This is a genomic window from Pseudomonas psychrophila HA-4, from assembly GCF_000282975.1.
Taxonomy (GTDB): domain Bacteria; phylum Pseudomonadota; class Gammaproteobacteria; order Pseudomonadales; family Pseudomonadaceae; genus Aquipseudomonas; species Aquipseudomonas psychrophila_A.
The window spans coordinates 1-21,383 of the sequence record NZ_ALJC01000022.1 but is presented as its reverse complement, the minus strand read 5'-3'; the positions used below and the strand labels follow the sequence as shown (position 1 = coordinate 21,383).

The 21,383-nt window shown below is 55.5% G+C and carries 20 protein-coding genes and 1 pseudogene; 10 read left to right on the top strand and 11 right to left on the bottom strand.

The window, feature by feature from the left end:
* Positions 1–834: pseudogene (locus B347_RS24585) on the bottom strand (DNA mismatch repair protein MutS); the annotation flags it as partial.
* A gap of 192 nt (positions 835–1,026) precedes the next feature.
* Between B347_RS24585 and B347_RS0102770 the strand changes: the two are divergent.
* The 5 genes from B347_RS0102770 (at position 1,027) to recX (ending at position 4,664) form a co-directional block, all read left to right on the top strand.
* Positions 1,027–1,761, top strand: a complete 735-nt coding sequence (locus tag B347_RS0102770) for a S24 family peptidase (protein ID WP_081498255.1) — start codon at positions 1,027–1,029, stop codon at positions 1,759–1,761.
* 276 nt (positions 1,762–2,037) lie between these two features.
* Positions 2,038–2,382, top strand: coding sequence for a phage holin family protein (locus B347_RS0102765; protein ID WP_019408182.1), 345 nt, complete (start codon positions 2,038–2,040; stop codon positions 2,380–2,382).
* A 108-nt stretch (positions 2,383–2,490) separates the two neighbouring features.
* Positions 2,491–2,991, top strand: a complete 501-nt coding sequence (locus B347_RS0102760; protein WP_019408181.1) for a CinA family protein — start codon at positions 2,491–2,493, stop codon at positions 2,989–2,991.
* Between the two features lie 84 nt (positions 2,992–3,075).
* A complete protein-coding gene (recA, locus tag B347_RS0102755) occupies positions 3,076–4,188 on the top strand; it encodes a recombinase RecA (protein WP_019408180.1) in 1,113 nt (370 codons plus the stop codon).
* Positions 4,189–4,196: 8 nt separating this feature from the next.
* On the top strand, positions 4,197–4,664 hold the full coding sequence (gene recX, locus B347_RS0102750; RefSeq protein ID WP_026013951.1) for a recombination regulator RecX: 468 nt from the start codon (positions 4,197–4,199) through the stop codon (positions 4,662–4,664).
* Between the two features lie 110 nt (positions 4,665–4,774).
* Here the strand turns inward: recX and B347_RS0102745 are convergent, their stop codons facing one another.
* Together B347_RS0102745 and B347_RS0102740 are read right to left on the bottom strand one after the other, a co-directional pair.
* The gene (locus B347_RS0102745; protein ID WP_019408178.1) at positions 4,775–5,896 is read right to left on the bottom strand and encodes a TIGR00730 family Rossman fold protein; all 1,122 of its coding nucleotides are present in this window, start codon (positions 5,894–5,896) and stop codon (positions 4,775–4,777) included.
* 198 nt (positions 5,897–6,094) lie between these two features.
* The gene (locus B347_RS0102740; protein WP_019408177.1) at positions 6,095–6,505 is read right to left on the bottom strand and encodes a PA3611 family quorum-sensing-regulated virulence factor; all 411 of its coding nucleotides are present in this window, start codon (positions 6,503–6,505) and stop codon (positions 6,095–6,097) included.
* A gap of 230 nt (positions 6,506–6,735) precedes the next feature.
* On the opposite strand from B347_RS0102740, the gene B347_RS0102735 reads away from it, so the two are divergent.
* The 3 genes from B347_RS0102735 (at position 6,736) to B347_RS0102725 (ending at position 8,880) form a co-directional block, all read left to right on the top strand.
* Entirely contained in the window at positions 6,736–7,482 is a 747-nt protein-coding gene (locus B347_RS0102735) for a tRNA-uridine aminocarboxypropyltransferase (RefSeq protein WP_050997484.1), read from the top strand.
* A 310-nt stretch (positions 7,483–7,792) separates the two neighbouring features.
* Entirely contained in the window at positions 7,793–8,443 is a 651-nt protein-coding gene (gene erdR, locus B347_RS0102730; protein ID WP_019408175.1) for a response regulator transcription factor ErdR, read from the top strand.
* A gap of 74 nt (positions 8,444–8,517) precedes the next feature.
* Positions 8,518–8,880 carry a diacylglycerol kinase gene (locus B347_RS0102725; protein ID WP_003443016.1) on the top strand — a complete coding sequence of 121 codons (363 nt, stop codon included), beginning with the start codon at positions 8,518–8,520 and terminating at the stop codon, positions 8,878–8,880.
* Here B347_RS0102725 and B347_RS0102720 read toward each other — a convergent pair.
* On the bottom strand, positions 8,877–9,803 hold the full coding sequence (locus B347_RS0102720; protein WP_026013949.1) for a LysR family transcriptional regulator: 927 nt from the start codon (positions 9,801–9,803) through the stop codon (positions 8,877–8,879). The two genes, B347_RS0102725 and B347_RS0102720, sit on opposite strands and share 4 nt — an antisense overlap.
* 117 nt (positions 9,804–9,920) lie before the next feature.
* On the opposite strand from B347_RS0102720, the gene fpr reads away from it, so the two are divergent.
* Positions 9,921–10,700: a ferredoxin-NADP reductase gene (gene fpr / locus B347_RS0102715; protein WP_007923929.1), complete on the top strand. Its 780-nt coding sequence runs from the start codon at positions 9,921–9,923 to the stop codon at positions 10,698–10,700.
* Positions 10,701–10,786: 86 nt separating this feature from the next.
* On the opposite strand, the gene tsaA is transcribed toward fpr, so the two are convergent.
* From tsaA to rimO, 5 genes are all read right to left on the bottom strand, one after another.
* Positions 10,787–11,488 (bottom strand): tRNA (N6-threonylcarbamoyladenosine(37)-N6)-methyltransferase TrmO, encoded by a 702-nt coding sequence (gene tsaA, locus B347_RS0102710; RefSeq protein WP_019408173.1) that lies wholly within the window; start codon positions 11,486–11,488, stop codon positions 10,787–10,789.
* A gap of 113 nt (positions 11,489–11,601) precedes the next feature.
* Positions 11,602–12,063 carry a DUF1456 family protein gene (locus B347_RS0102705; protein ID WP_019408172.1) on the bottom strand — a complete coding sequence of 154 codons (462 nt, stop codon included), beginning with the start codon at positions 12,061–12,063 and terminating at the stop codon, positions 11,602–11,604.
* A 76-nt stretch (positions 12,064–12,139) separates the two neighbouring features.
* Positions 12,140–12,850, bottom strand: a complete 711-nt coding sequence (locus tag B347_RS0102700) for an rRNA pseudouridine synthase (protein ID WP_019408171.1) — start codon at positions 12,848–12,850, stop codon at positions 12,140–12,142.
* 71 nt (positions 12,851–12,921) lie between these two features.
* The gene (locus B347_RS0102695) at positions 12,922–13,386 is read right to left on the bottom strand and encodes a GNAT family N-acetyltransferase (RefSeq protein ID WP_019408170.1); all 465 of its coding nucleotides are present in this window, start codon (positions 13,384–13,386) and stop codon (positions 12,922–12,924) included.
* A gap of 103 nt (positions 13,387–13,489) precedes the next feature.
* Positions 13,490–14,827, bottom strand: a complete 1,338-nt coding sequence (gene rimO / locus B347_RS0102690) for a 30S ribosomal protein S12 methylthiotransferase RimO (protein ID WP_019408169.1) — start codon at positions 14,825–14,827, stop codon at positions 13,490–13,492.
* A gap of 363 nt (positions 14,828–15,190) precedes the next feature.
* Here rimO and B347_RS0102685 point away from each other — a divergent pair, with 363 nt between their 5' ends.
* The gene (locus B347_RS0102685) at positions 15,191–17,092 is read left to right on the top strand and encodes a potassium transporter Kup (RefSeq protein ID WP_019408168.1); all 1,902 of its coding nucleotides are present in this window, start codon (positions 15,191–15,193) and stop codon (positions 17,090–17,092) included.
* A 94-nt stretch (positions 17,093–17,186) separates the two neighbouring features.
* Here B347_RS0102685 and B347_RS0102680 read toward each other — a convergent pair whose 3' ends face one another.
* Together B347_RS0102680 and mprF are read right to left on the bottom strand one after the other, a co-directional pair.
* Positions 17,187–18,485, bottom strand: coding sequence for a virulence factor family protein (locus B347_RS0102680; RefSeq protein WP_019408167.1), 1,299 nt, complete (start codon positions 18,483–18,485; stop codon positions 17,187–17,189).
* A complete protein-coding gene (mprF, locus tag B347_RS0102675; RefSeq protein ID WP_019408166.1) occupies positions 18,485–21,127 on the bottom strand; it encodes a bifunctional lysylphosphatidylglycerol flippase/synthetase MprF in 2,643 nt (880 codons plus the stop codon). Before mprF ends, B347_RS0102680 begins: the two co-directional genes overlap by 1 nt.
* Between the last annotated feature and the right edge of the window lie 256 nt (positions 21,128–21,383).

The window sequence follows — 21,383 nt, the reverse complement described above, 5'->3', positions numbered from 1 at the left end:
CAGGTTACGGCGGCTGGCGCCGTCGAGCACTACGGTGTCGTCGAGACGTTCATGGCGCAGGCTGCGTAAGTGGGGCAGGGCGGTGCGCTGGGTTTCTTTGGCGTAGCTGAGCAAGCATCCGGCCGCGCCAATAGCCAAGGTCAGGTTCTCGCAACCAAAGCCCTTGAGGTCTTGGGTAGAGAACTGCTGGCACAGGCTCTTGAGTGCGGTATCGCGCTCAAAGTCCCACGGCGCACGACGACGAACACCACGGCGTTTCTCGGCAGGCAAGCCCTGAGGCCAGTCGTCCGGGATCATTAACTCAACCGGGTTGATACGCTCCAACTCGGCCAACAGGTTTTCCCAGCCTTTAATCTCCAGCACCGAAAAGTTGCCGCTGGTGATGTCTAGCACGGCAAGGCCGAACAGGCGCTCATCGCCCAGAACAGCCGCAATCAGGTTGTCGCGGCGCTCATCGAGTAGCGCCTCATCGCTGACTGTACCCGGTGTAATGATGCGTACCACCTGACGATCTACCGGGCCTTTACTGGTTGCCGGATCGCCCACTTGTTCGCAAATCACCACCGACTCGCCGAGTTTTACCAACTTGGCTAAGTAGCCTTCGGCCGCGTGATAAGGAATCCCGCACATTGGAATGGCCTGCCCGGCAGATTGCCCACGCGCCGTGAGCGTGATGTCCAGCAACTTGGCGGCCTTCTTCGCATCCTCATAGAAGATCTCGTAGAAATCGCCCATGCGATAGAACATCAATTGATCAGGGTGCTGGTTTTTGAGGCGCCAGTACTGCTGCATCATCGGTGTGTGGGAGGACAGGTCGGAAGTATTCTTGCTCATTAGGGGGCTTAGGCGGATTCGATTGAAAGGTGGGTGAAAAGCGGGCGTCAGGCGCGGCTTTTTCGCAATGGGCGCAAGGTTAACATGTCAGCCGCCTGCATCTACAGGTACGCAACGGGTGCGTTGACGCGTTGCTATAAATAGAAGAAATAGCATTTGCCATCTATAAACACGCCCAGCACTATTCTCGGCATGTCCAAACGAACTGTTTCAATAGTCCTTAAAGAGCTGCTAATCCGTCACCAGATCAGCGCGATGGCGTTGCATCGGAACACGGGTGTGCCGCAGTCCACACTCTCGCGGATATTGAGCGGGAAAATTGTCGATCCTTCCGACAGGCATATCTCCAAAATTGCTGAGTATTTCCATATCAGTACCGATCGTTTGCGCGGCCGGGATGACCCGCCAGTGCCTAGCATTTCTGATACCGAACCCCTGCACCCGGAGCTGCGTGACATTTGCTTGTGGGACGACGACACGCCTGTGGCCGATGATGAGGTGTCCATTGCGTTCTTGCGCCAAGTTGAACTGGCGGCGGGTTCTGGGCGTTTTTCTATTGAAGAAAGCGAGCGTGCCAGGCTGCGCTTCGGCAAGCGCAGCCTGCGCCACAATGGGGTGGAGTTCGATCAGGCTAAATGTGTGACTGTACGTGGCGACAGCATGCTGCCGGTGTTGCGTGACGGGGCAACCGTTGGCGTCAATGCGGGTAAGCGCACCATTGAAGAGGTCATCGATGGTGACCTTTATGCGCTCAATCACAACGGACAGTTGCGTGTGAAGCAGCTATATCGTCTCGCCAGCGGTATTCGTTTACGTAGTTTTAATCGTGATGAGTATCCAGATGAAGACTATGCCTTCGCCGATTTGGAGGATGAGCAATTGGTGATTCTGGGGCACGTGTTCTGGTGGGGAATGTACGCACGTTAGTCTTTATGTTTAAGAATTTACCCACCTGAGAGTGGGTTTTTTTTTGCCTGAAAAAAGACGGCTCGTACGGCTTATGTCGTTTCGCCACGGTTGCGGGCTGTGGGCAAATAAATATATGCACTGGTGCATTGACTGTATATCCATACATGCATAGTCTTTGTTGCATCGCGGTTGCTCGATCTGACTCAAGCAGGGATGTGGCGCTCTAGGCAGTGTCCGCTGTTCAGTCCACGCCAGCCATTGGCTTCTATTCAGTAAGGATTCAGGAGTGAAGACATGATTAATGAACCGCAAATATTGCTGGATATGCCGGTGTTGCTGGTCGTCCTTCTTGCCTTGGTGGGTGGCGTATTTGGTGAGATGTGGCGGGCGGACAAGGACGGTGCGAGCGGTTGGCTACTGGTCCGGCGCTTGGCGCTGCGCTCTGGAGCGTGCATGGTGTGCGGTGTTTCCACCTTTATGTTGCTGTACGCAGCTGGGATGTCGGTTTTGGCTGCCGGCGCGTTTGGTTGCCTGACCGCATTGGCGGGTGCAGATGCCGCCATCAGTCTTTATCAGCGCTGGGCCGCCAAACGGCTGGGGGTGGAAAATTCTGCTGCGGACTCCCGGAGCGAGCCGTAGGAATAATGACTTTATTGCGTGAGGCTCTGGCGTGAGAGCTCTGTCGTCTTGCAACGTCCACCTGCTCGTGTAGGTTATGGCGCTTGGACGCATCAACAGGAGAGCCTCATGGACTCACTATCTCAACTGGCGGCTGAACTTGGGCACCAATTACAGACTCTTAAAGCTCAAGTTACGACTGCCGAGTCCTGCACCGGCGGTGGAATCGCTGAAGCCATTACCCGGATTGCGGGCAGCTCCGCTTGGTTTGAGGCGGGATTTGTGACGTACTCCAATCAGCAAAAAACTAAGCAATTGGATGTCCCCCAGCCTTTGTTCGACGAGGTTGGCGCGGTGAGCCGTGAAGTGGTTGAGGCCATGGTGCGCGGCGCGCAGACACAAAGTGGTGCACGCTTTGCCGTCGCTGTGAGTGGTGTTGCTGGTCCGGGAGGTGGTTCGCAAGAAAAGCCGGTGGGCACCGTCTGGCTGGCATGGGGCGTTGGTAGTGAAGTGTCAGCCGAGCGCAGGCACTTTCCTGGCGACCGTGATGAGGTTCGTCGACAAACAGTGATTGCAGCGCTGGAAGGTCTAATTAGCCGAACGGTACGAGAAATAGAAAATCAGGGGTAGGCGATCGTTTATCCCTGTGGAATAATACTGGCTACTTATACAGTTATCGGCCGTCATGGCCTTATTGATTTTGAGAGGACTTTAATGGACGACAACAAGAAGAAAGCCTTGGCTGCGGCCCTGGGTCAGATCGAACGTCAATTCGGCAAGGGCGCCGTGATGCTGATGGGCGATCAAGAGCGCCAGGCAGTGCCAGCTATCTCTACCGGTTCCTTGGGGCTGGATATCGCACTGGGCATTGGCGGTCTGCCAAAAGGCCGTATTGTTGAAATCTACGGTCCAGAATCTTCGGGTAAAACTACCCTCACGCTGTCTGTGATTGCACAGGCGCAAAAAGTGGGTGCAACCTGCGCCTTCGTCGATGCCGAGCACGCCCTTGACCCAGAATATGCGGCCAAGCTGGGTGTAAACGTCGATGACCTGCTGGTTTCGCAACCCGATACGGGTGAGCAAGCACTGGAAATCACCGACATGCTGGTGCGCTCCAACGCTGTTGACGTCATCATCATCGACTCCGTGGCAGCCCTGACCCCTAAAGCTGAAATCGAAGGCGACATGGGTGACATGCACGTGGGCCTGCAAGCCCGTCTGATGTCGCAAGCACTGCGTAAAATCACCGGTAACATCAAAAACGCCAACTGTCTCGTGATCTTCATCAACCAGATCCGTATGAAAATCGGCGTAATGTTCGGTAGCCCGGAAACCACTACCGGCGGTAACGCACTGAAATTCTACTCCTCGGTACGTCTGGACATCCGCCGCACAGGTGCTGTCAAAGAAGGCGATGTGGTCGTCGGCAGCGAAACCCGCGTCAAAGTGGTTAAGAACAAAGTGGCACCGCCATTCCGTCAGGCCGAGTTTCAGATTCTTTACGGCAAGGGTATCTACCTCAACGGTGAAATGATCGACTTGGGCGTATTGCACGGCTTCGTTGAGAAAGCCGGTGCTTGGTACAGCTACAACGGCAGCAAAATCGGTCAGGGTAAGGCGAACTCCGCTAAGTTCTTGGACGATAACCCGGACATCAAGGACGCCCTTGAGAAGCAACTGCGTGCCAAGCTGTTGGGTCCAAAGACTGACAGTGAACTGGCAGAGCTGAAGACCATGCCGAAGTTGAGCAAAGCTGCCAAAGCGGCTGCTGATGAAGCTGAAGCAGCAGAAATGGAACTTGAAAACTCTGCTGGAAACGATAACTGATAGAGCTCATGACTGCCGTTTTGGATAACCTCGTCGCGGTACGACGAACTGCAATGGACCTGCTCGCGCGACGCGAGCATGGTCGAGTCGAGCTGACGCGCAAACTGCGGCAGCGCGGAGCTTGCCCAGACATGATCGATATCGCCCTCGACCGTTTAACGGAAGAAGGGTTGCTGTCGGAGTCGCGTTACCTCGAAAGCTATATTTCCTATCGTGCCGGTTCTGGTTATGGCCCTTTGCGTATTCGCGAAGAGCTTAACCAGCGCGGGTTGTCGCGTGGGGATGTTGAGCAGGCGATACGTGAGTGTGGTTTCAACTGGCAAGAGCAGTTGGAAGATACATGGCGTCGCAAGTTTGCAGGGGCGCTGCCTGAAGATGCTAAGGAACGTGCTCGCCAAGGGCGTTTCCTGAGCTATCGAGGTTATTCGCTTGAAATGATAGGCCGACTGCTAAGTGGCCGAGAGTTTTACGACTAAGCCGTAATCTGCACGACACCTGTAATAGTTGCCGCAGGCTGCGATCGACGACCAAGTCGCCGAAAGAACGGCCTGCGCAATCATTCACACAAAATCCGTCTCTAAAAGACTTAAATTCCTACCTGATCTGCTGGCTCCTCACGCCGGGCCGATGTGTCCTCGCTGTCGGCTATCTCCCAGTGCTGCGGTAGATTGATGAAATCGACCAGCTCTCGCAAGCGCCCTTGATTACGTCCGCTGAATGCAAAGCTCAGGCGGTACAGATTAAGCGAGGCATTATGATTCTGACCGTCATCAATCGATTGGCAGAAACCATTACTCAGGCAAATATCAGCAAATGATTTTTGTATGTGCGCTAACGCATGCACGTTGAGCGGGTATTTCATGCTGATAACAAAAGTTTTATTCATCCAGCGGCTTGAATAGAAATTGTTGTAGAACTGATTGATCTCAGCCAAAGCCTCTTCTGCACTGTGGGCAAAACGCATTAGCTTCAAATCATTGGGCAATATGTATTGGTTGGCTTCCAGTTCGTTGTGAATGAAGTCCAGCGCGCCCTGCCAGAATGTTCCGCCCGGCATGTCCAACAACACCACGGGAACCAATGGTGTTTTGCCGGTTTGAATCAGCGTTAGCACTTCTAGCACCTCATCCAGCGTGCCAAATCCGCCTGGGCACATCACCAGAGCATCGGCTTCTTTGATGAAAAACAACTTGCGCGTAAAGAAGAAATGAAACGCCAACAGATGTTCTGAACCACTGATCGTTGGGTTTGCATGCTGCTCAAAAGGCAGCGTGATGTTAAATCCAAGACTGTGCTCAAGGCCTGCGCCTTCATGGGCTGCAGCCATAATGCCTGCGCCACCACCGGTAATGACCATCACGTCGGCACGAGCCAGTGTGGCACCCATCTCTCGGGCTAATGCATACAGCGGATGTTCGACCGGTGTGCGTGCCGAGCCGAAAACGGTGACCTTGCGACGCCCTTTGAATGGCAGCAAAACGCGAAAGGTTTTTTCGAGTTCGCGGATAGCTTGCAAGGTGATTTTTGCGTTCCAGCGATCAAAGTCATCGTGGGCCATGCGCAGTACAGTAAGCAGCATCTCGCGATAAAGCGGGCGGTTAGGGCTGTCGGGCGCGACAAGCTGCAGTTGCGCGTCCACATCTTTCGCTATGTCGAGACCTTGACTCTCGAAATAAAGTGGCAGGGTGTCATTGAGTTGATCGGGCATGTACGTCTCCTTCTACACAACATCCTTGGGGGCGCCGCAAATCAATCAGGCGCCGAGACACAGAGTGTCAAACACATGACTTGATAATGGTCTTGGGATGTTAGCGCTGGCAACCGCTAATTGCCTGATGTAGATGAAGAATTGCAGAGAGAGGTGTGCACGCCGTATCACGCTACGACGTGCAGGCACTGTATTAAATCAGCCTTTACGCTGGCAATTCTCGGCGCGGATATCTTGGGTCAACACCGAGGTGTTGGTTTTATATTCTCTGATGTCGAAGCGCATTGTGGCGCCTTGGCTCAGCAACTTGCGAAAGTTTGGATCGCTGCAAACGCTGCGTCCTAACTGCGGAACGGCTTGTTCGGGAGCCGAGCGCATTTGCGCGGCGAGGTTCGGGCTGGCTTCCAGATTGTTGATCAGCACCGTGCCGTCGACGGTGAAACCTTTGTCCAGCAGGTCCGGGCTGATAGCACGTGGCTTGCCTTCGTTGCTCTTCTCAGCCACCCGAAGCAAATTTTTGTTCAGGTTGAATTCTGCAAGAGAGGCCGCTTGCGCGCCCAAAGGCAGTGCCAGCATTAGAGCTACGGTCGGAATAATAGTGCGCAACATGAAACTCTCCTGATTTGCGTGACGCAAACTTTGACCCGCCATCGATCTGTGCGTTCAGTGGCGCAGAAGTATAGGTCAGCATTGTGTGACAGGAAATGCTTGCCGTCATGGTTTAGTCTCCCTGCGTCTGGCCTCTGGTAGACTCCGCGCCTCTCTCCAGTGAATCCGTTCTTGCGCCAGCCCGTGGCGAATGGGCGGTCGGTGCCTTTAAGTAAAAATCCATGACCCTGATGACTCATTCCCCTAATGCCGTAGCCCGTTTACGAGACGAGCGCGAAGAGGAAAGCACCAAACCCTACTTGGCGCGTGGCTCACGTGCGCCGCGTTGCCATACATGCCGCGTGATAGAAAGTCACTGTTTGTGCAGTTGGCGGCCCAGGGTCAGTTCGCGTTCAGGCGTGTGCTTGCTTATGACTAAAAAGGAAGTGTTCAAACCCAGTAATACGGGCTGGCTGATCGCCGACGTGGTCAGTGACAACTTTGCCTTTATCTGGTCACGTACTGAAATAGACGAAGCGCTGCTCGCGCTACTGGCAGATCCACAGTGGCAGCCCTATCTGGTATTCCCCGGTGAATACGTTGCCGCCGAGCGGGTCACGCACACCGTGACTGTCGACAACAGTAAGCGGCCGCTTTTTATCCTCCTTGATGCCACCTGGACCGAAGCGCGCAAGATATTTCGCAAAAGCCCTTATCTGGACGCATTGCCGATCTTGAGTCTTCTGCCAGAAAAGCTTTCACGCTATCGCTTACGCCGTTCTACGCGCAGTGAGCACCTCTGTACCGCCGAAGTAGCCAGCTTGTGCCTCGAGCTGGCAGGCGATACCGAGGCGTCCAGTGCGCTGGATGCTTACTTTGATGTGTTCAGTCAGCATTATCTGGACGCCAAAAACCAACTGCCGGTTAATGAGTCCAGCGTTGCGCATCAGGAACTGGGTATTTTTGTAAAAGACATTCCTCAGAACCGGGCTCAATAGCCTAAAGAACTAGCGCTACAATTTTCAGCACGTAATAAACGATAGAAACGATGGGGCTGATTCGATTTTGATGCTGGCGCTGTAAGGGTTGTTATTGGGCCTTCGCGTCAAGTTTTGCGCTTGACCCTACTGTTTTCGCTGGGCATGCTTGGCCGCCGATTCGGCGGCAGATACTGCTCATACGCTTATATGTTCTGACTTTTAGCGTAAATCTTGCCCTTTGATGCACAGTTTTAGACTGTTGCTCGAGTTGCCTTAGCGAGTACTGGAATTGATCCAGTCTTGCCTGAAAAACAGGATCATTTAAAAAATGGCCACATACGAAATCCTGATTGCTGATGACCATCCGTTGTTTCGCAGCGCCTTGCATCAGGCCGTCACTTTGGGCCTGGGCTCTGATGTTCGCTTGGTTGAAGTCGCCAGTATTGCCGAGCTGGAAAAACAGCTGGAAATAAAGGCTGATTGGGATCTGGTTCTGCTCGACCTGAACATGCCGGGTGCTTACGGTTTTTCCGGGCTGGTGCTGCTGCGAGGTCAATACCCACAGATCCCTGTGGTCATGGTGTCGGCGCAGGAAGAGGCTTGTGTCATGGTGCGCTCGCGAGAGTTTGGTGCCAGTGGTTTTATCCCTAAGTCCAGTTCGCTGCACGATATTCAAAAAGCGGTACGTGCCGTATTGGATGGTGATGTTTCCTGGCCACCTCAGGCGTTCGAAGAAGTTCAGGTTTCGGCAGAAGCCAAAGCCGCTAGTGAAGGGCTGGCCAGCCTGACACCGCAACAGTTCAGGGTATTGACCATGGTCTGTGAAGGCCTGCTGAACAAGCAGATCGCCTATGAGTTGAGCGTTTCGGAAGCAACGATCAAGGCTCACGTCACTGCGATTTTCCGCAAGCTGGGGGTTCGTACCCGGACTCAAGCCGCGCTACTTTTGCAGCAGCTAGAATCGATTTCAAGCCATTAAAAGGCCCGTCTTCACGCATTTTTGACGTTGCGTGAATTAGTTTCCCCACTCATTTTTTGTGCAGTTGCCTATTTATGTCGCCTTTCAAGGGTAAAACCGGGTTTAAACGGATTTTGAATGCTGGCGGTTATTCGCTGGACGGTTTGCGCGCAGCCTTTACTGGCGAGGCGGCATTTCGACAATTGGTACTGCTTAATGTGGTACTGATCCCGCTTTCGTTCTTTCTGAATGTCAGCCGGGTAGAGCGTGCATTGCTGATTGCAGTCTGCCTGCTGGCACTGATTGTAGAACTACTGAACTCGGCAATTGAGGCGGCGATTGATCGTATATCCCTCGATTTACACCCGTTGTCTAAAAACGCTAAGGACATGGGCAGCGCCGCTCAATTTGTCGTGCTGACCATGATTGCCGTGGTGTGGGCCGTGATACTGCTCTAAGCGATGGCGGGTAGAACGATTTCGTCGCTTCGCTGAACCCCGGCGGTAAACGCACGGCACAGCTCTAAAAACTCGCGCATGGCCGAGGTCTGGTACTTCTTCTTGTGCCAGATAAAGAAAAACTGTCGCGCCAGATCCAAGTCTGGGGTTTCTACAGCCACCAGGCTGCCGCGACGAAAAGCATCGCGCAGTGCTAGGCGTGAAATACAACCGATGCCCAGCCCTGACTCAACAGCTCGCTTGATCGCCTCGGTATGTTCCAGCTCCAGGCGAATGTTCAGTGCGCTTTGGTGGTGGCGCATGGCTTGGTCAAACGTGAGTCGGGTGCCCGACCCTTGTTCACGTAAAATCCAGGCTTCACGGGTCAGTTCTTCCAAGGTGGCGTGACCGCGAGCGGCCAAGGGGTGCTGAGGCGCACAGAACACCACCAGTTCGTCTTCGACCCAGCTCTGCACTTCGATATCCGGGTGGCTGCAGTCGCCTTCTATTAGACCCAGATCAATTTCATAATGGGCAACTTGTTGCACGATATGAGCGGTATTTTGAACAATCAATTTGACCTGACTTTCCGGGTGAGCCTGCATGAAGCTCCCGATCAGCAGGGTCGCCAGGTAATTACCAATGGTCAGGGTTGCGCCGACAGTCAGCGAGCCAAAGCCCGACTTACCGTTGAGCAGGTCTTCGATTTCCTTAGCTTGATCCAGCAGTGCGACCGCCTGCGGTAATAGCTGACGACCAAGGGCGTTAAGGCTTAAACGCTTGCCCGCACGGTCGAATAGTTGGCAACTGGTCTGGCGCTCCAACTCGGTGATTGAGGTACTGGCTGCCGATTGTGAAAGGGCCAACAAGCCTGCCGCACGGGACACGCTCTCTTGTTGGGCGACGGTAACGAATACTTGGAGTTGTCTGAGAGTAAATCGCATATCGATATAACCGATAACCCTTATCTTAATAATTCAGTTAACAGATATTGTCGTCGCCATTAGAATGCTGTGCAATCGCGCTCATAGTCAGCGCTGGCGAATTTAGGAGCCCCGTACATGAGCAACATGAACCACGAACGTGTCCTCAGTGTTCACCACTGGAACGACACCCTGTTCAGCTTCAAGTGCACCCGCGACCCGGGCTTGCGCTTTGAAAACGGTCAGTTCGTGATGATCGGCCTGCAACAGCCCAATGGCCGTCCGCTTATGCGCGCCTACTCAATTGCCAGCCCAAACTGGGAAGAGCATCTGGAGTTCTTCAGCATCAAGGTGCCAGACGGCCCGCTGACCTCCCAGTTGCAGCATTTGAAAGAAGGCGACGAGATCATCATCAGCAAAAAACCTACGGGTACGCTTGTGCTGGACGACTTGAAGCCGGGCAAGCATTTGTACCTGCTGAGCACGGGTACTGGGTTGGCGCCTTTTATGAGCGTCATCCAAGACCCAGAAACCTACGAGCGTTTCGAAAAAGTAATCCTGTGCCACGGCGTGCGTTACGTCAACGAAGTTGCATACCGGGAGTTCATCACTGAGCACCTGCCGCAGAACGAATTCTTCGGAGAAGCGCTGCGTGAAAAGTTGATCTACTACCCCACTGTGACCCGCGAGCCTTTCGAAAACGAAGGTCGCCTGACCGACCTGATGCGCAGCGGCAAACTGTTCAGTGATATCGGTCTGCCACCAATCAACCCGCAGGACGACCGCGCCATGTTGTGCGGCAGCCCAAGCATGCTCGACGAAACCAGCGAAGTACTCAATAGCTTCGGTCTGACCGTTTCGCCACGTATGCGTGAGCCGGGTGACTACCTGATCGAACGCGCCTTCGTCGAGAAATAAGCGACGCAGGATAAAAAAGCCCGCGTTACCTCAAGGTGGCGCGGGCTTTTTGCTGTGTGAAAAGCGGGCTTGGAGAGCTGCGGCGTCTACCCGCGATTAGCCAAAACAACCTCAAGCACGCGTATAACCCCGGGCTCAGGGTAATGCCAGCGCACGTCCAGATCCCAAAACTGCGCGCCGTATTCGCGTTCAGGCGTAGGCGCTTGGTAGGCGGGGCGTGGGTCCTGGGCCAAACATTGCTCAATCAACGCCACTAGAGGCTCCTGAAGGCGCAGAGCATGTGCGTGCGCTTGCTGCAGGGCTGCATCAGTCCAGTGCACAGGAATCAGCACGGGCGCTGCGCTAGCCATGCTATTGCTGGCGCTGTCGATAATATCGGCGTAGGGCACGTAAGGTTTGATGTCGAGAATCGGCGTACCGTCGAGCAGGTCAATTCCCGAGATATAAAGTCGGTTAGCTTCCACCTTGTCCAGCTTGACCACCGATTGGCCGATGCCATTAGGGCGATGAGTGGCACGCGTGGCAAACACCCCCATGGATTTATTACCGCCCAGCCGTGGCGGGCGCACCTTGAGCCTTGGTTTATCTTCCAGTGCCTGATGAAACACAAACAGCAACCAGACATGACTGACCTGTTCCAAGCCCTGTACCGCGTCGCCCTGATCGAATGGCGCGACCAGTTCTAGCACGCCACGGGCGGCCGGGGCCAGTTGTGGTTGGCGCGGAATGGCGAACTTCTCTTTGAAGCAGGAGCGCACAAAGCCGATAGGGGAAACGGTGTAGGGCATGGTCGCGGGGCTCCCAGCTTCAAGCTGCACGTTTTACACTGCAAGCTACAAGCGGCAAATAATCAGATCCAAGCTTTAGACTTCATCTTGCAGCTTATAGCTTGAAGCTGCTTTTAAGCTCTAACCCGCAGGGTTAGCCCCTTGAGGAAGTTGCGCAGCAACTGGTCGCCACACGTGCGGTAGTTAGTGTGGCCGAACTTGCGGAACAGGGCGCTCAGCTCAGGCTTGGAGACTGGGAACTCGGCGGCCTTGAGGATCGCGTGCATGTCGTCTTCTTTGAGTTCGAAGGCCACGCGCAGCTTTTTCAGGATGATGTTGTTGGTCACAGGCAACTCAACAGGCTGCGGTGGACGGCTTTCGTCCTTGCCGCGCTTGAATACCACCAGGCCATCAAGGAAGTGCGCCATGACATTGTCCGGGCAACGAACAAAGCCTTCTTCTTCGTCTTTTTTCAGGTAGGTCAGGACGTCTTCTTTCGTCACGTCTAAGCCACCAAGCTTGATGATTTCGACAACTTTGTTGTCGCTGATGTCCAGCATGTAGCGCACGCTGCGCAGTACGTCGTTATGAATCATGAGAGCAATCCTGATATTCAGCAGTGAGCACCGCAGGCAAGGCTGCGGTGTCGAAATGTGCGGGGTGGGGCCGTCTTTAGAACTTTTCTTTGGCGGTCATGTAGCGCCATTGGCCTACCGGCAGTTTGCCCATCGACACACCGCCAATACGAATTCGGCGGATCGAGATGACGGTAAGGCCTACGGCCTGGCAGAACAGTGCGATCACACCCGGCTGCGGATTCTTCATCGCAAAGCGTAGGCGGTTTTCACTCTGCCAGCTGGCTTTGACGGCAGGCAGCTCGCGACCCTTGTAGGTCATACCGTGATTGAGACGGTTGAGGCCGTGGGGAGCCATCTCGCCAGAGACTTCAACCACGTACTCCTGCTCAATCTTGTTGGCATCGGCGGTGAGCTTGCGAACGATTTTCCAGTCCTGGGTGAACACAAGCAAGCCGCTAGCGTTGGCTTGCAACTCGTTGCCAACGGTCAGGCGCAGAAAGTGCCCTTTGAGCGGGCGCTTGCCGTAGCGGTGCTCTTCACTCAGGGTGTCCGGTGTAATCAGTTGCAGGGCGCTGTCTGTGTCTAGGCCTGCGGGGGCGTTGAGCAAAATGGTCACAGGTTCTGGAGCAGTAGCCTTAGCTTGCGGGTCCAGCTCGACTTTTTGGTCGTCGACCTTGAATTGCGGTTCGTCGATGACTTCGCCATCTACCGTGACCCAGCCACCTTCAATGAACAGTTCGGCCTCACGGCGCGAGCAGCCGACGAGTTCGATGAGGCGTTTGGAGAGACGTATCGGTTCAGACATGACAGGGGCCGTAATGGAATTGGGCGGGTATTGTACCCGCCTGGCGCCGGTTAAGCCCGGCAACATTTGCCTTATGCGCGTGCCGGGCGTTTATACCGCAGGTGTAGCAATGGGTAAGGCTGGCCCATACCGTCTGTTTCACAGCGACCAACGACCTCAAAGCCTTGTTTGAGGTAAAAACCAATGGCTTGCGGATTTTGCTCGTTAACGTCCAGCAATTGCGCGTTCAGTTCGCTGATGGCGAACATGAGCAGGCATTTGCCAACCCCTTGCCCGCGGAAATCAGGGTGGATAAAGAGCATTTCAACCTTGCCTGCTGCCACGCCAGCAAAGCCGGTAATGCGTTTACTGGCCGGGTCTTTGCAGCAGATGAGCATCACGGCGTCCAGGTATTGGTCTCTGACCAGTTGGCGCAGCAGCACAATATAACTGTCAGGCAAAAAATCATGGGTGGCGCGAACCGACGCTTCCCATAACTCGGCTAATGCATCGAAATCGCTAAGACGTGGCGTATTAATGACCCATTTGTGTTGCATCGTGCGTGTCTCCTGACACTGATGATTGAAGAGCCTCCTAACAATAGTCGTAAAAAAAGCCCTGGCGCGCGTGCGGCAGGGCTTTTTGAGAACTGATTGCTGATTAGAGTGCTTCAGCCCACAGGTCGTATTCATCGGCGTCCGTCACGCGGCACATGATCTTGTCGCCCGGCTTAATATCTTTCTCGGTGGCGATGAACACGTTGCCGTCGATTTCCGGGGCGTCGAAGAAGCAACGACCCACTGCGCCTTGCTCGTCAACTTCGTCGATCAGGACTTCGATTTCCTTGCCGATTTTCAGTTGCAGGCGTGCAGCGCTGATGGCCTGTTGGTGAGCCATGAAGCGCTCCCAACGATCTTGCTTGACGTCGTCCGGTACGATGGCAGCGTCCAGTAGGTTGGCCGGCGCGCCTTCGACAGGCGAGTACTGGAAGCAACCCACGCGGTCCAGTTGTGCTTCGGTCAGCCAGTCCAGCAGGTACTGGAAGTCTTCTTCGGTTTCACCTGGGAAGCCGACGATAAAGGTCGAGCGGATGATCAGGTCTGGGCAGATGACGCGCCAGTTTTTGATCCGGGCCAGGGTCTTGTCTTCAAATGCCGGGCGCTTCATGGCCTTGAGCACTTTAGGGCTGGCGTGCTGGAAGGGGATGTCCAAGTACGGCAGGATCTTGCCAGCGGCCATCAACGGGATTAGTTCGTCAACGTGCGGGTATGGGTAAACGTAGTGCAGGCGGACCCAAACACCGAGGCTGCTCAGCGCTTCGCAGAGTTCGGTCATGCGGGTTTTAACCGGCGCGCCGTTCCAGAAACCGGTGCGGTATTTCACATCGACACCGTAGGCGCTGGTGTCTTGGGAAATAACCAGCAGCTCTTTTACGCCGGCTTTAACCAGACGCTGGGCTTCGTCGAGCACGTCACCCACCGGACGGCTAACCAGTTTGCCGCGCATCGAAGGAATAATGCAGAAGCTGCAGCTATGGTTACAGCCTTCAGAAATTTTCAGGTAGGCATAGTGGCGCGGTGTCAGCTTGATGCCTTGAGGTGGCACCAGGTCGATCAGCGGGTTGTGGTCCTGACGCGGCGGTACCACTTGGTGCACGGCATTCACGACTTGCTCGTACTGCTGCGGACCGGTAACGGCCAATACGCTTGGGTGTACGTCGCGGATGTTGCCTTCTTCGACGCCCATACAGCCGGTCACGATGACCTTGCCGTTTTCCTTGATGGCTTCACCAATGACTTCCAGCGATTCAGCTTTGGCGCTGTCGATGAAACCGCACGTGTTGACCACAACGACGTCGGCGTCCTGGTAGGTGGAGACGACGTCGTAGCCTTCCATGCGCAGTTGCGTAAGGATGCGCTCGGAGTCGACCAGAGCTTTTGGACAACCCAAGGAAACAAAGCCAACCTTCGGGTTGGCTGGCGTGGTAACGGTGGACATGGCGAACCTCGGTATGTAGTGACGTTACATGCCCGTAAAGGCTGCACGACGAACGGGCGCTCAGGGTCTGATACGTCTTATTGGTGCCGCAACGTGGCTCTCAATAAAGCGGTCACAGACCCTCTGCGCCTCTAATCAAAAAAAGTGCGCAATTTTAGCTATGGTCAACGCACTTGACCAGCGTTATACGGGGATTTACGACGAGTGCTGCGCTATGCTGCGCGCCGTTGCGAAATCAGGTTTTAAATGGACCTTGCTTCGTAGGTATAAGTCGTGGGTAACAGTCAGAAAATCAGAGCATGCTGCACATCAAGTGCGGCGCTCGCCATTAAGAAGCACGGGCCAAGGTCGTAGGAGTGGTTAATGGGGCAGCTCAGTAGTCAGGCAACAGAAGACGGTCACTCAAAGGCAAAACCCATCGGTATGCTGGTTGCTGCTGTCGGTGTGGTGTATGGCGATATCGGTACCAGCCCGCTGTATACCCTTAAAGAGGTATTCACTGGGGGATATGGCGTACAGGTCAACCATGATGGCGTCTTCGGTATTTTGGCGTTAATCCTGTGGTCATTGATCTGGGTCGTCTCGATCAAGTACGTGTTGTTCATTCTGCGTGCCGACAACGAAGGCGAGGGCGGGATAATGGCCCTGACGGCGCTGGCGCGTCGGGCAGCTTCGCCCTATCCCAAGCTGCGCTCGGTGCTGGTGATTCTAGGGTTGATCGGCGCCTCGCTGTTTTATGGTGACAGCATGATCACACCCGCCATTTCGGTGTTGTCTGCGGTTGAAGGGCTTGAACTGGCCTTCAGTGGCCTGGATCGCTGGGTGGTGCCGCTCGCACTGATCGTATTGATCGCGCTGTTCTTGATCCAGCGTCGCGGCACCGCCACCTTGGGCAAGCTCTTTGGCCCGATTATGGTGCTGTGGTTTGTGGTGTTGGGCGTGCTCGGTGTTAACGGCATCTCGCAGCACCCTGAAGTGCTTAGCGCGCTAAACCCGATCTGGGGCGTGCGTTTCTTCGTTTCTCACCCTGGCATGGGCGTGGCCATTTTGGGTGCGGTGGTGCTGGCGCTGACCGGTGCTGAAGCGCTGTACGCCGACATGGGGCACTTTGGGCGCAAGCCGATTGCCCGCGCTTGGTTCATCCTGGTTTTGCCCGCACTGGTGCTGAACTATTTTGGTCAAGGCGCCTTGTTGCTCGAAAATTCAGAGGCGGCGCGTAACCCGTTCTACCTGTTGGCGCCGAGCTGGGCGTTGATCCCCTTGGTAGGGCTGGCCACGCTGGCCACAGTCATTGCCTCTCAGGCAGTGATCTCGGGGGCCTTTTCCTTGACCCGTCAGGCGATTCAACTCGGTTACATCCCGCGCATGCATATTCAGCACACGTCCAGCGCCGAACAGGGTCAGATCTACATCGGTGCCGTGAACTGGTCATTAATGGTCGGGGTTATTTTACTGGTGCTGGGCTTTGAGTCTTCAGGCGCGCTGGCTTCGGCTTACGGTGTGGCCGTGACCGGGACGATGTTGATCACCAGTATTCTGGTGTCGGCGGTCATGTTGCTGCTTTGGAAGTGGCCGCCTGTATTGGCGGTGCCAGTGTTGATCGGCTTTCTGTTGGTTGATGGCGTGTTCTTTGCGGCCAACGTACCGAAAATTGTTCAGGGCGGTGCCTTCCCGGTATTGGCGGGGATTGTTCTGTTTGTGCTGATGACAACTTGGCGACGCGGTAAGCAGTTGCTGGTCGACCGTCTGGATGAAAATGCATTACCGCTGCCGTTGTTTATCAGCAGCATTCGAGTGCAGCCTCCGCATCGTGTTCAGGGGACAGCTGTTTTCCTGACCGCCAGACCCGACGCTGTGCCACATGCTTTGTTGCACAATTTGTTGCATAACCAAGTGCTGCACGAACAAGTGGTTTTGCTCACCGTGGTCAACGAAGACTCACCGCGGGTCCCTGCACAGCGGCGTTTCGAGGTTGATGCTTATGGTGACGGGTTCTACCGGGTGATCTTGCACTTCGGTTTTATGGACGAGCCGGATGTACCTGAAGCTCTAAAACTGTGCCACCTCGATGAACTGGACTTCAGTCCGATGCGGACCACGTACTTCCTGAGTCGTGAAACGGTTATCGCGTCCAAGTTGGTAGGGATGGCACGTTGGCGCGAAGGGTTGTTTGCCTTCATGTTGAAGAACGCCAACGGCAACCTGCGCTTCTTCAAGCTGCCGGTTAACCGAGTCATCGAGTTGGGCACTCAGGTCGAAATGTAAACCTTGTTCAGGACGGGACAAGCGACATTAAAAAGCCCCGGCTCGTGAGAGTCGGGGCTTTTTTGTGACACTGAAGGGCGTACCCCTCAGGTATTTACTCAGACGGTGTTACGGGTGCGGAGGCTTCGTGTTTTTTGATGGAGTCCACCAGGCGCTTGGCTAATGCCGGGTAGTTTTCATCAAAGTGATGCCCGCCCGGCAGTTTCATGGTTTCACCGACCGCAGTCTTGGCGGTACAGCCGCTCTCGTCGATTTCTTCTGCGCCGTAGACGCATAACACTTTGGCTGCTGGCAGTTTGGCCATTTCAACCCCGGTGTCGGCCTCGGCCCCGGCTTTACCCAGCCAGCCATCGACATGAATCTCAAAGCTGCCTGTGCGTGCAAAGGCCAGCAGAATAATGCTCTCAACCCGATTCTGCTCCGCTTCTGGTAGGCGGTTGTAGACGGCGGGCAAGACATCCGCGCCAAACGAGTAACCCACGAGTACAAAACGCTTGGTGCCCCACTTTTGACGGTAGTGCTGCATCAGTTCTGTCAGGTCGGCTGCGGTTTGCTCCGGGGCTTTGTGCTGCCAGTAATAGCGCAGGGTATCGATACCGATGACGGGGTAGCCCGCCTTGGCCATTTCGTCGCCGATAACGTGGTCTAAGTCCGCGCGCCAGCCGCCGTCACCCGAGAGGAATAGCACCAGCGTGTCATTGGGGTTGCTGGCTGGTATTTCCATCAGAGGGATATTCAGGCCGCCGTTGTCATCGCTGACCAACAGTTTGCGCAGCTCATTGCTCAGCACTTGTGGCTGCGCAATATCGTAGTCACTGATGCTGGTTTGAGCATTAGCCTGATCGCGAACAAAGGCGGCGTCAGAATCTTCGGGTTCTTCGTTCCAGGCTACGAGCCAGTGCCCGTGAGCTGCCGACTTGGGTACCGGCGGCCCACAATCTTTGGGCGTCATCGCAAAACCGACCGACACGGCTTGCGCCTTGTCATTGGTTTGCTCGGCCAGCCAGCGCCAGGCCAGTGTTGCGCCCGGGCCAATACCGCTCACGAGGGTGGCGGGGCCGTTTAGTTGTTGCAAGCCTGTTTGCAAGGCTTGCTGCTGCGCGGTGCAGTCATCCTTCGGCAAGATCACTTGCACCAGTTGCGCTGCACCGCTGCGGCCTAGGGCCATCAGTTGCTGGTCGTTGAGTGCATCCTCGAGCGGGGTTGCAATCACCACATGGGCGCGAGCGGACTGGCCAGGTGTGACTTTCGTCAGTGTTGAGCCATCGGCCTGGCTCAGGTGTTCAATTGTCGGTTGCGGTAAAGGGCGATTCCAGAACCAGTAGCCGCCAACTGCCAGTGCGGCCAGTACAAGGAGGGTTAGCAGTAAAAAACGCCAGGAACGATGTTTCATTAACGTTTCACCAATCCAGTCAAGCCGCCTGCAATGAGGGCGGCGGTATCGGCCAGCGCAACCAGCGGGTCAAGCCCGGCGGGCACGGCCATATAACGAGGTTCCCAGTCGGGCTGGAATTTATCTTTGAAGCGACGCAATCCCTGGAAGTTGTACAGGTGCTCACCGCGCTGGAACAACATCGACCCCAAACGTTGGGTCAGCGGTGCGCCACGGCGTGGTTGTAGTCCTGATAACGGGACCATTCCAAGGCTGAAACGTGCATATCCATGCTTTTTATAATGCTGGATCAAGCCGACCATCATGAACTCCATGGTCAGTTTTGGGGCCTCCGGGTGGGCGCGCATCAAGTCCAGGCTCGACAGTTCATGGCTGTGCGTTTCAAGCAGGTTGGCAAACGCCACCGGCTTGCCTTCAAAACGAATGATCGCGACCCGGAAATGCTTGATGTAGTCCTCGCTGAATCGTCCCAGAGAGAAGCCTTTTTCCCGGACGTTCTTGCCAGTCAGCCACGCATCGGAAATGACTTTTAGCTCATCCATCGGCGCTTCGCCAGGCTCGTGGATTTCCAGCGACAGACCGTCACGGGTACCACGGTTCCAGGTGTAGCGCAGGTCTTTCATCTCTTTGCCCTTGGCTTCGAGATCAAAGCGGTGCAGATCGACCCGGGCTTCTTCGCCGAGCTTGATGGCAGTCAAGCCGATGTCCATATAAAACGGCAGGCTTTGGGCCCGCACCTGATAGAACACCGGGCGAGCATGCAGGGTGTCGCACAGGTCTCGGAACTGCCAGATCAGCTCGGCACGTTGCTGGGGGGGGCCGATGGGGTCGTACAGTGCCACCAGGCTACGGCCGCGACGCGCGTACATCAGGAATGCGCTGTCGTCCGGATGGAACAGCAAGGCTTTGTCGCCAGTCAGCGCGAGGCCACCATCGGGTTGGTCCGAAGCCAGCAGAATGTTCTCGGCTTTTTCCAGTTCAGCGGCGTCAGGCAGGTGCACGGTTGGGCGAGCGGTGCGCAGCAGCCAGGTCAGAGAAACGATCACCAGCAGCACGGCAGCACCCATCAGGGAGCGCAACCCGCGTGGGGCATCCGAGTCGAGGGTGAACTGCCACCACAGTTGATGGCTGTAAGGCACGTCTTGGTAGGCGAACAGCAGCAGCCACATTGAGGCGCCCAGTACGCAGGCGCTGGCCACCAGATACAGCGGCGAGAACGGCAACTCGGTCAGGCGGCTAGGGCGGTAGAACGAGCGCCGGAACAGGCCCAGCAGGCTCGCGGTGAGCACTAGAATGGTCGCCTCTTCCCAGTCGAAACCTTTCAGCAGGGACAGTACGGCGCCGACCAATAGCAGTACCGTGGTCAGCATCCAAGCGGCGGACAGGCGTCGGCGCAAGCCTTGGGCCAGCAACAGGCACAGAACGCCGATTAAGCTGGCACCGAAGTGCGAGGCGTCAATCAGGCCCGGTGGTATCAGAAAACCGATGTGTTCAAGGCGGCTGTCGATTTCCGGCGTAGCGCCTGAAAACAGCAAGACCACGCCAGACATAAACACCAGCACTGCCAGAACCGGCGCGGCCAGGCCCGAGGCTACGCGCAAACTCTGCCGGGTTTGAATCAAACGCTGGGCTTCGTTGATCAGCAGCATCAAGCAGGCGAGCAGGAGCGGCAGAATCACATAGATCATGCGATACAAGAGCAGGGCGGCAGCCAGCGGTGCCGCGCCGAGTTTGTCCGCAAAGGCAGCCAGCAGAATCGCTTCAAAAACCCCAACGCCGCCGGGTACATGACTGAGCACGCCTGCGGCCAGTGCAATCAGGTAAACCAGCATGAAGGGGCCAAAAGGCGGGGCTTCAGGCAGTAGCAAATACAGCACAGTAGCCGCAGCAGCGACGTCTAGGGCAGTAATCACCAATTGCAGAAAGGTCAGGCGCGGGCTAGGAAGGCGCAGCGTCCGGCGTCCGGCCTTGACCAGCAGGTTGTCCGGGATGGGTTGCTCGGGCAGGCGTCGACGATAAATCCCTAAGGCGAGCAAACCAAACAACACCAGTACCGCGACGGCAATGGTACCGAGGAGGTAAATGGGAATGTGCAATGCGGCGGCTGCTGCTGGCAGGTTGCTCAGGGTGGCCAGTGCAGCCAGGGGCGGCAGGGCGCAACCGAGCGACAGGCTGGCAAATAACGTCATGTGCGCGACTTCGGACGCACCGACACCATGGCGTGCGTATAAACGATAGCGCACAGAGCCGCCGGACAGCAGCGACAGGCCAATTGCGTTACCAATGGCAAACGCAGTGAATCCGCCCAAGGCCAAGGTTTTGGGGGGCAATGTGACCCCTGCATAGCGACTGGCGGACCACTCATAGCCAAGCAAAATCACAAAGCCTACCGCCGTCGCTGCGAGAGCGCCGAGAAGGGCGGGCTTGGGCACGTCCATAATCGAGTCGTGCAGGGCGTACAGATCGAGTTCGCTTAGCAGATGGCGGCAGGCAATCAGGGCTATAGCAAACAACAGTAAGGTGAGAGCGAGCCCAATGGGCTGGCGATACTTGCTCAGCAGATCCAACCAATGCAGGCGTGTTGCGGCAATCGGGTGGGCTGCTGTAACGGTTTCTTTAAGTTCTGGCGAATTATCGGGCATCAACCACCTCGTGAATCGTGCGCGATAGGATGGAGGCATAGACTCAAGTTACCAATCCTTTTGGTCAAAATATTTCAAAATACTTTCAACTGTTTGCCTGATATTCAGGTTTGGTCTGTGAAAAAAAGGTAATTGCTGCCGCTGAGCATAGACGAGCCCGTGTTCAGATATATGACAGAAGCCTCAATCAGGGCGGGAAAGCACTTTTCGATCGCGCACAAAAAAGGCCACTCTTTCGAGTAGCCTTTTTCGATGT

Excerpts from the sequence above, each read along its gene's own strand:
- B347_RS0102720 (WP_026013949.1), bottom strand. The coding sequence starts at position 9,803 with ATGCGATTTACTCTCAGACAACTCCAAGTATTCGTTACCGTCGCCCAA.
- B347_RS0102760 (WP_019408181.1), top strand. The coding sequence starts at position 2,491 with ATGGACTCACTATCTCAACTGGCGGCTGAACTTGGGCACCAATTACAG.
- B347_RS0102770 (WP_081498255.1), top strand. The coding sequence starts at position 1,027 with ATGTCCAAACGAACTGTTTCAATAGTCCTTAAAGAGCTGCTAATCCGT.
- recA (WP_019408180.1), top strand. The coding sequence starts at position 3,076 with ATGGACGACAACAAGAAGAAAGCCTTGGCTGCGGCCCTGGGTCAGATC.
- fpr (WP_007923929.1), top strand. The coding sequence starts at position 9,921 with ATGAGCAACATGAACCACGAACGTGTCCTCAGTGTTCACCACTGGAAC.
- B347_RS0102685 (WP_019408168.1), top strand. The coding sequence starts at position 15,191 with ATGGGGCAGCTCAGTAGTCAGGCAACAGAAGACGGTCACTCAAAGGCA.
- B347_RS0102740 (WP_019408177.1), bottom strand. The coding sequence starts at position 6,505 with ATGTTGCGCACTATTATTCCGACCGTAGCTCTAATGCTGGCACTGCCT.
- B347_RS0102700 (WP_019408171.1), bottom strand. The coding sequence starts at position 12,850 with ATGTCTGAACCGATACGTCTCTCCAAACGCCTCATCGAACTCGTCGGC.
- recX (WP_026013951.1), top strand. The coding sequence starts at position 4,197 with ATGACTGCCGTTTTGGATAACCTCGTCGCGGTACGACGAACTGCAATG.
- B347_RS0102705 (WP_019408172.1), bottom strand. The coding sequence starts at position 12,063 with ATGATTCATAACGACGTACTGCGCAGCGTGCGCTACATGCTGGACATC.
- B347_RS0102695 (WP_019408170.1), bottom strand. The coding sequence starts at position 13,386 with ATGCAACACAAATGGGTCATTAATACGCCACGTCTTAGCGATTTCGAT.
- rimO (WP_019408169.1), bottom strand. The coding sequence starts at position 14,827 with ATGTCCACCGTTACCACGCCAGCCAACCCGAAGGTTGGCTTTGTTTCC.
- B347_RS0102680 (WP_019408167.1), bottom strand. The coding sequence starts at position 18,485 with ATGAAACATCGTTCCTGGCGTTTTTTACTGCTAACCCTCCTTGTACTG.
- B347_RS0102725 (WP_003443016.1), top strand. The coding sequence starts at position 8,518 with ATGTCGCCTTTCAAGGGTAAAACCGGGTTTAAACGGATTTTGAATGCT.
- B347_RS0102765 (WP_019408182.1), top strand. The coding sequence starts at position 2,038 with ATGATTAATGAACCGCAAATATTGCTGGATATGCCGGTGTTGCTGGTC.
- B347_RS0102745 (WP_019408178.1), bottom strand. The coding sequence starts at position 5,896 with ATGCCCGATCAACTCAATGACACCCTGCCACTTTATTTCGAGAGTCAA.
- tsaA (WP_019408173.1), bottom strand. The coding sequence starts at position 11,488 with ATGCCCTACACCGTTTCCCCTATCGGCTTTGTGCGCTCCTGCTTCAAA.
- erdR (WP_019408175.1), top strand. The coding sequence starts at position 7,793 with ATGGCCACATACGAAATCCTGATTGCTGATGACCATCCGTTGTTTCGC.
- mprF (WP_019408166.1), bottom strand. The coding sequence starts at position 21,127 with ATGCCCGATAATTCGCCAGAACTTAAAGAAACCGTTACAGCAGCCCAC.
- B347_RS0102735 (WP_050997484.1), top strand. The coding sequence starts at position 6,736 with ATGACTCATTCCCCTAATGCCGTAGCCCGTTTACGAGACGAGCGCGAA.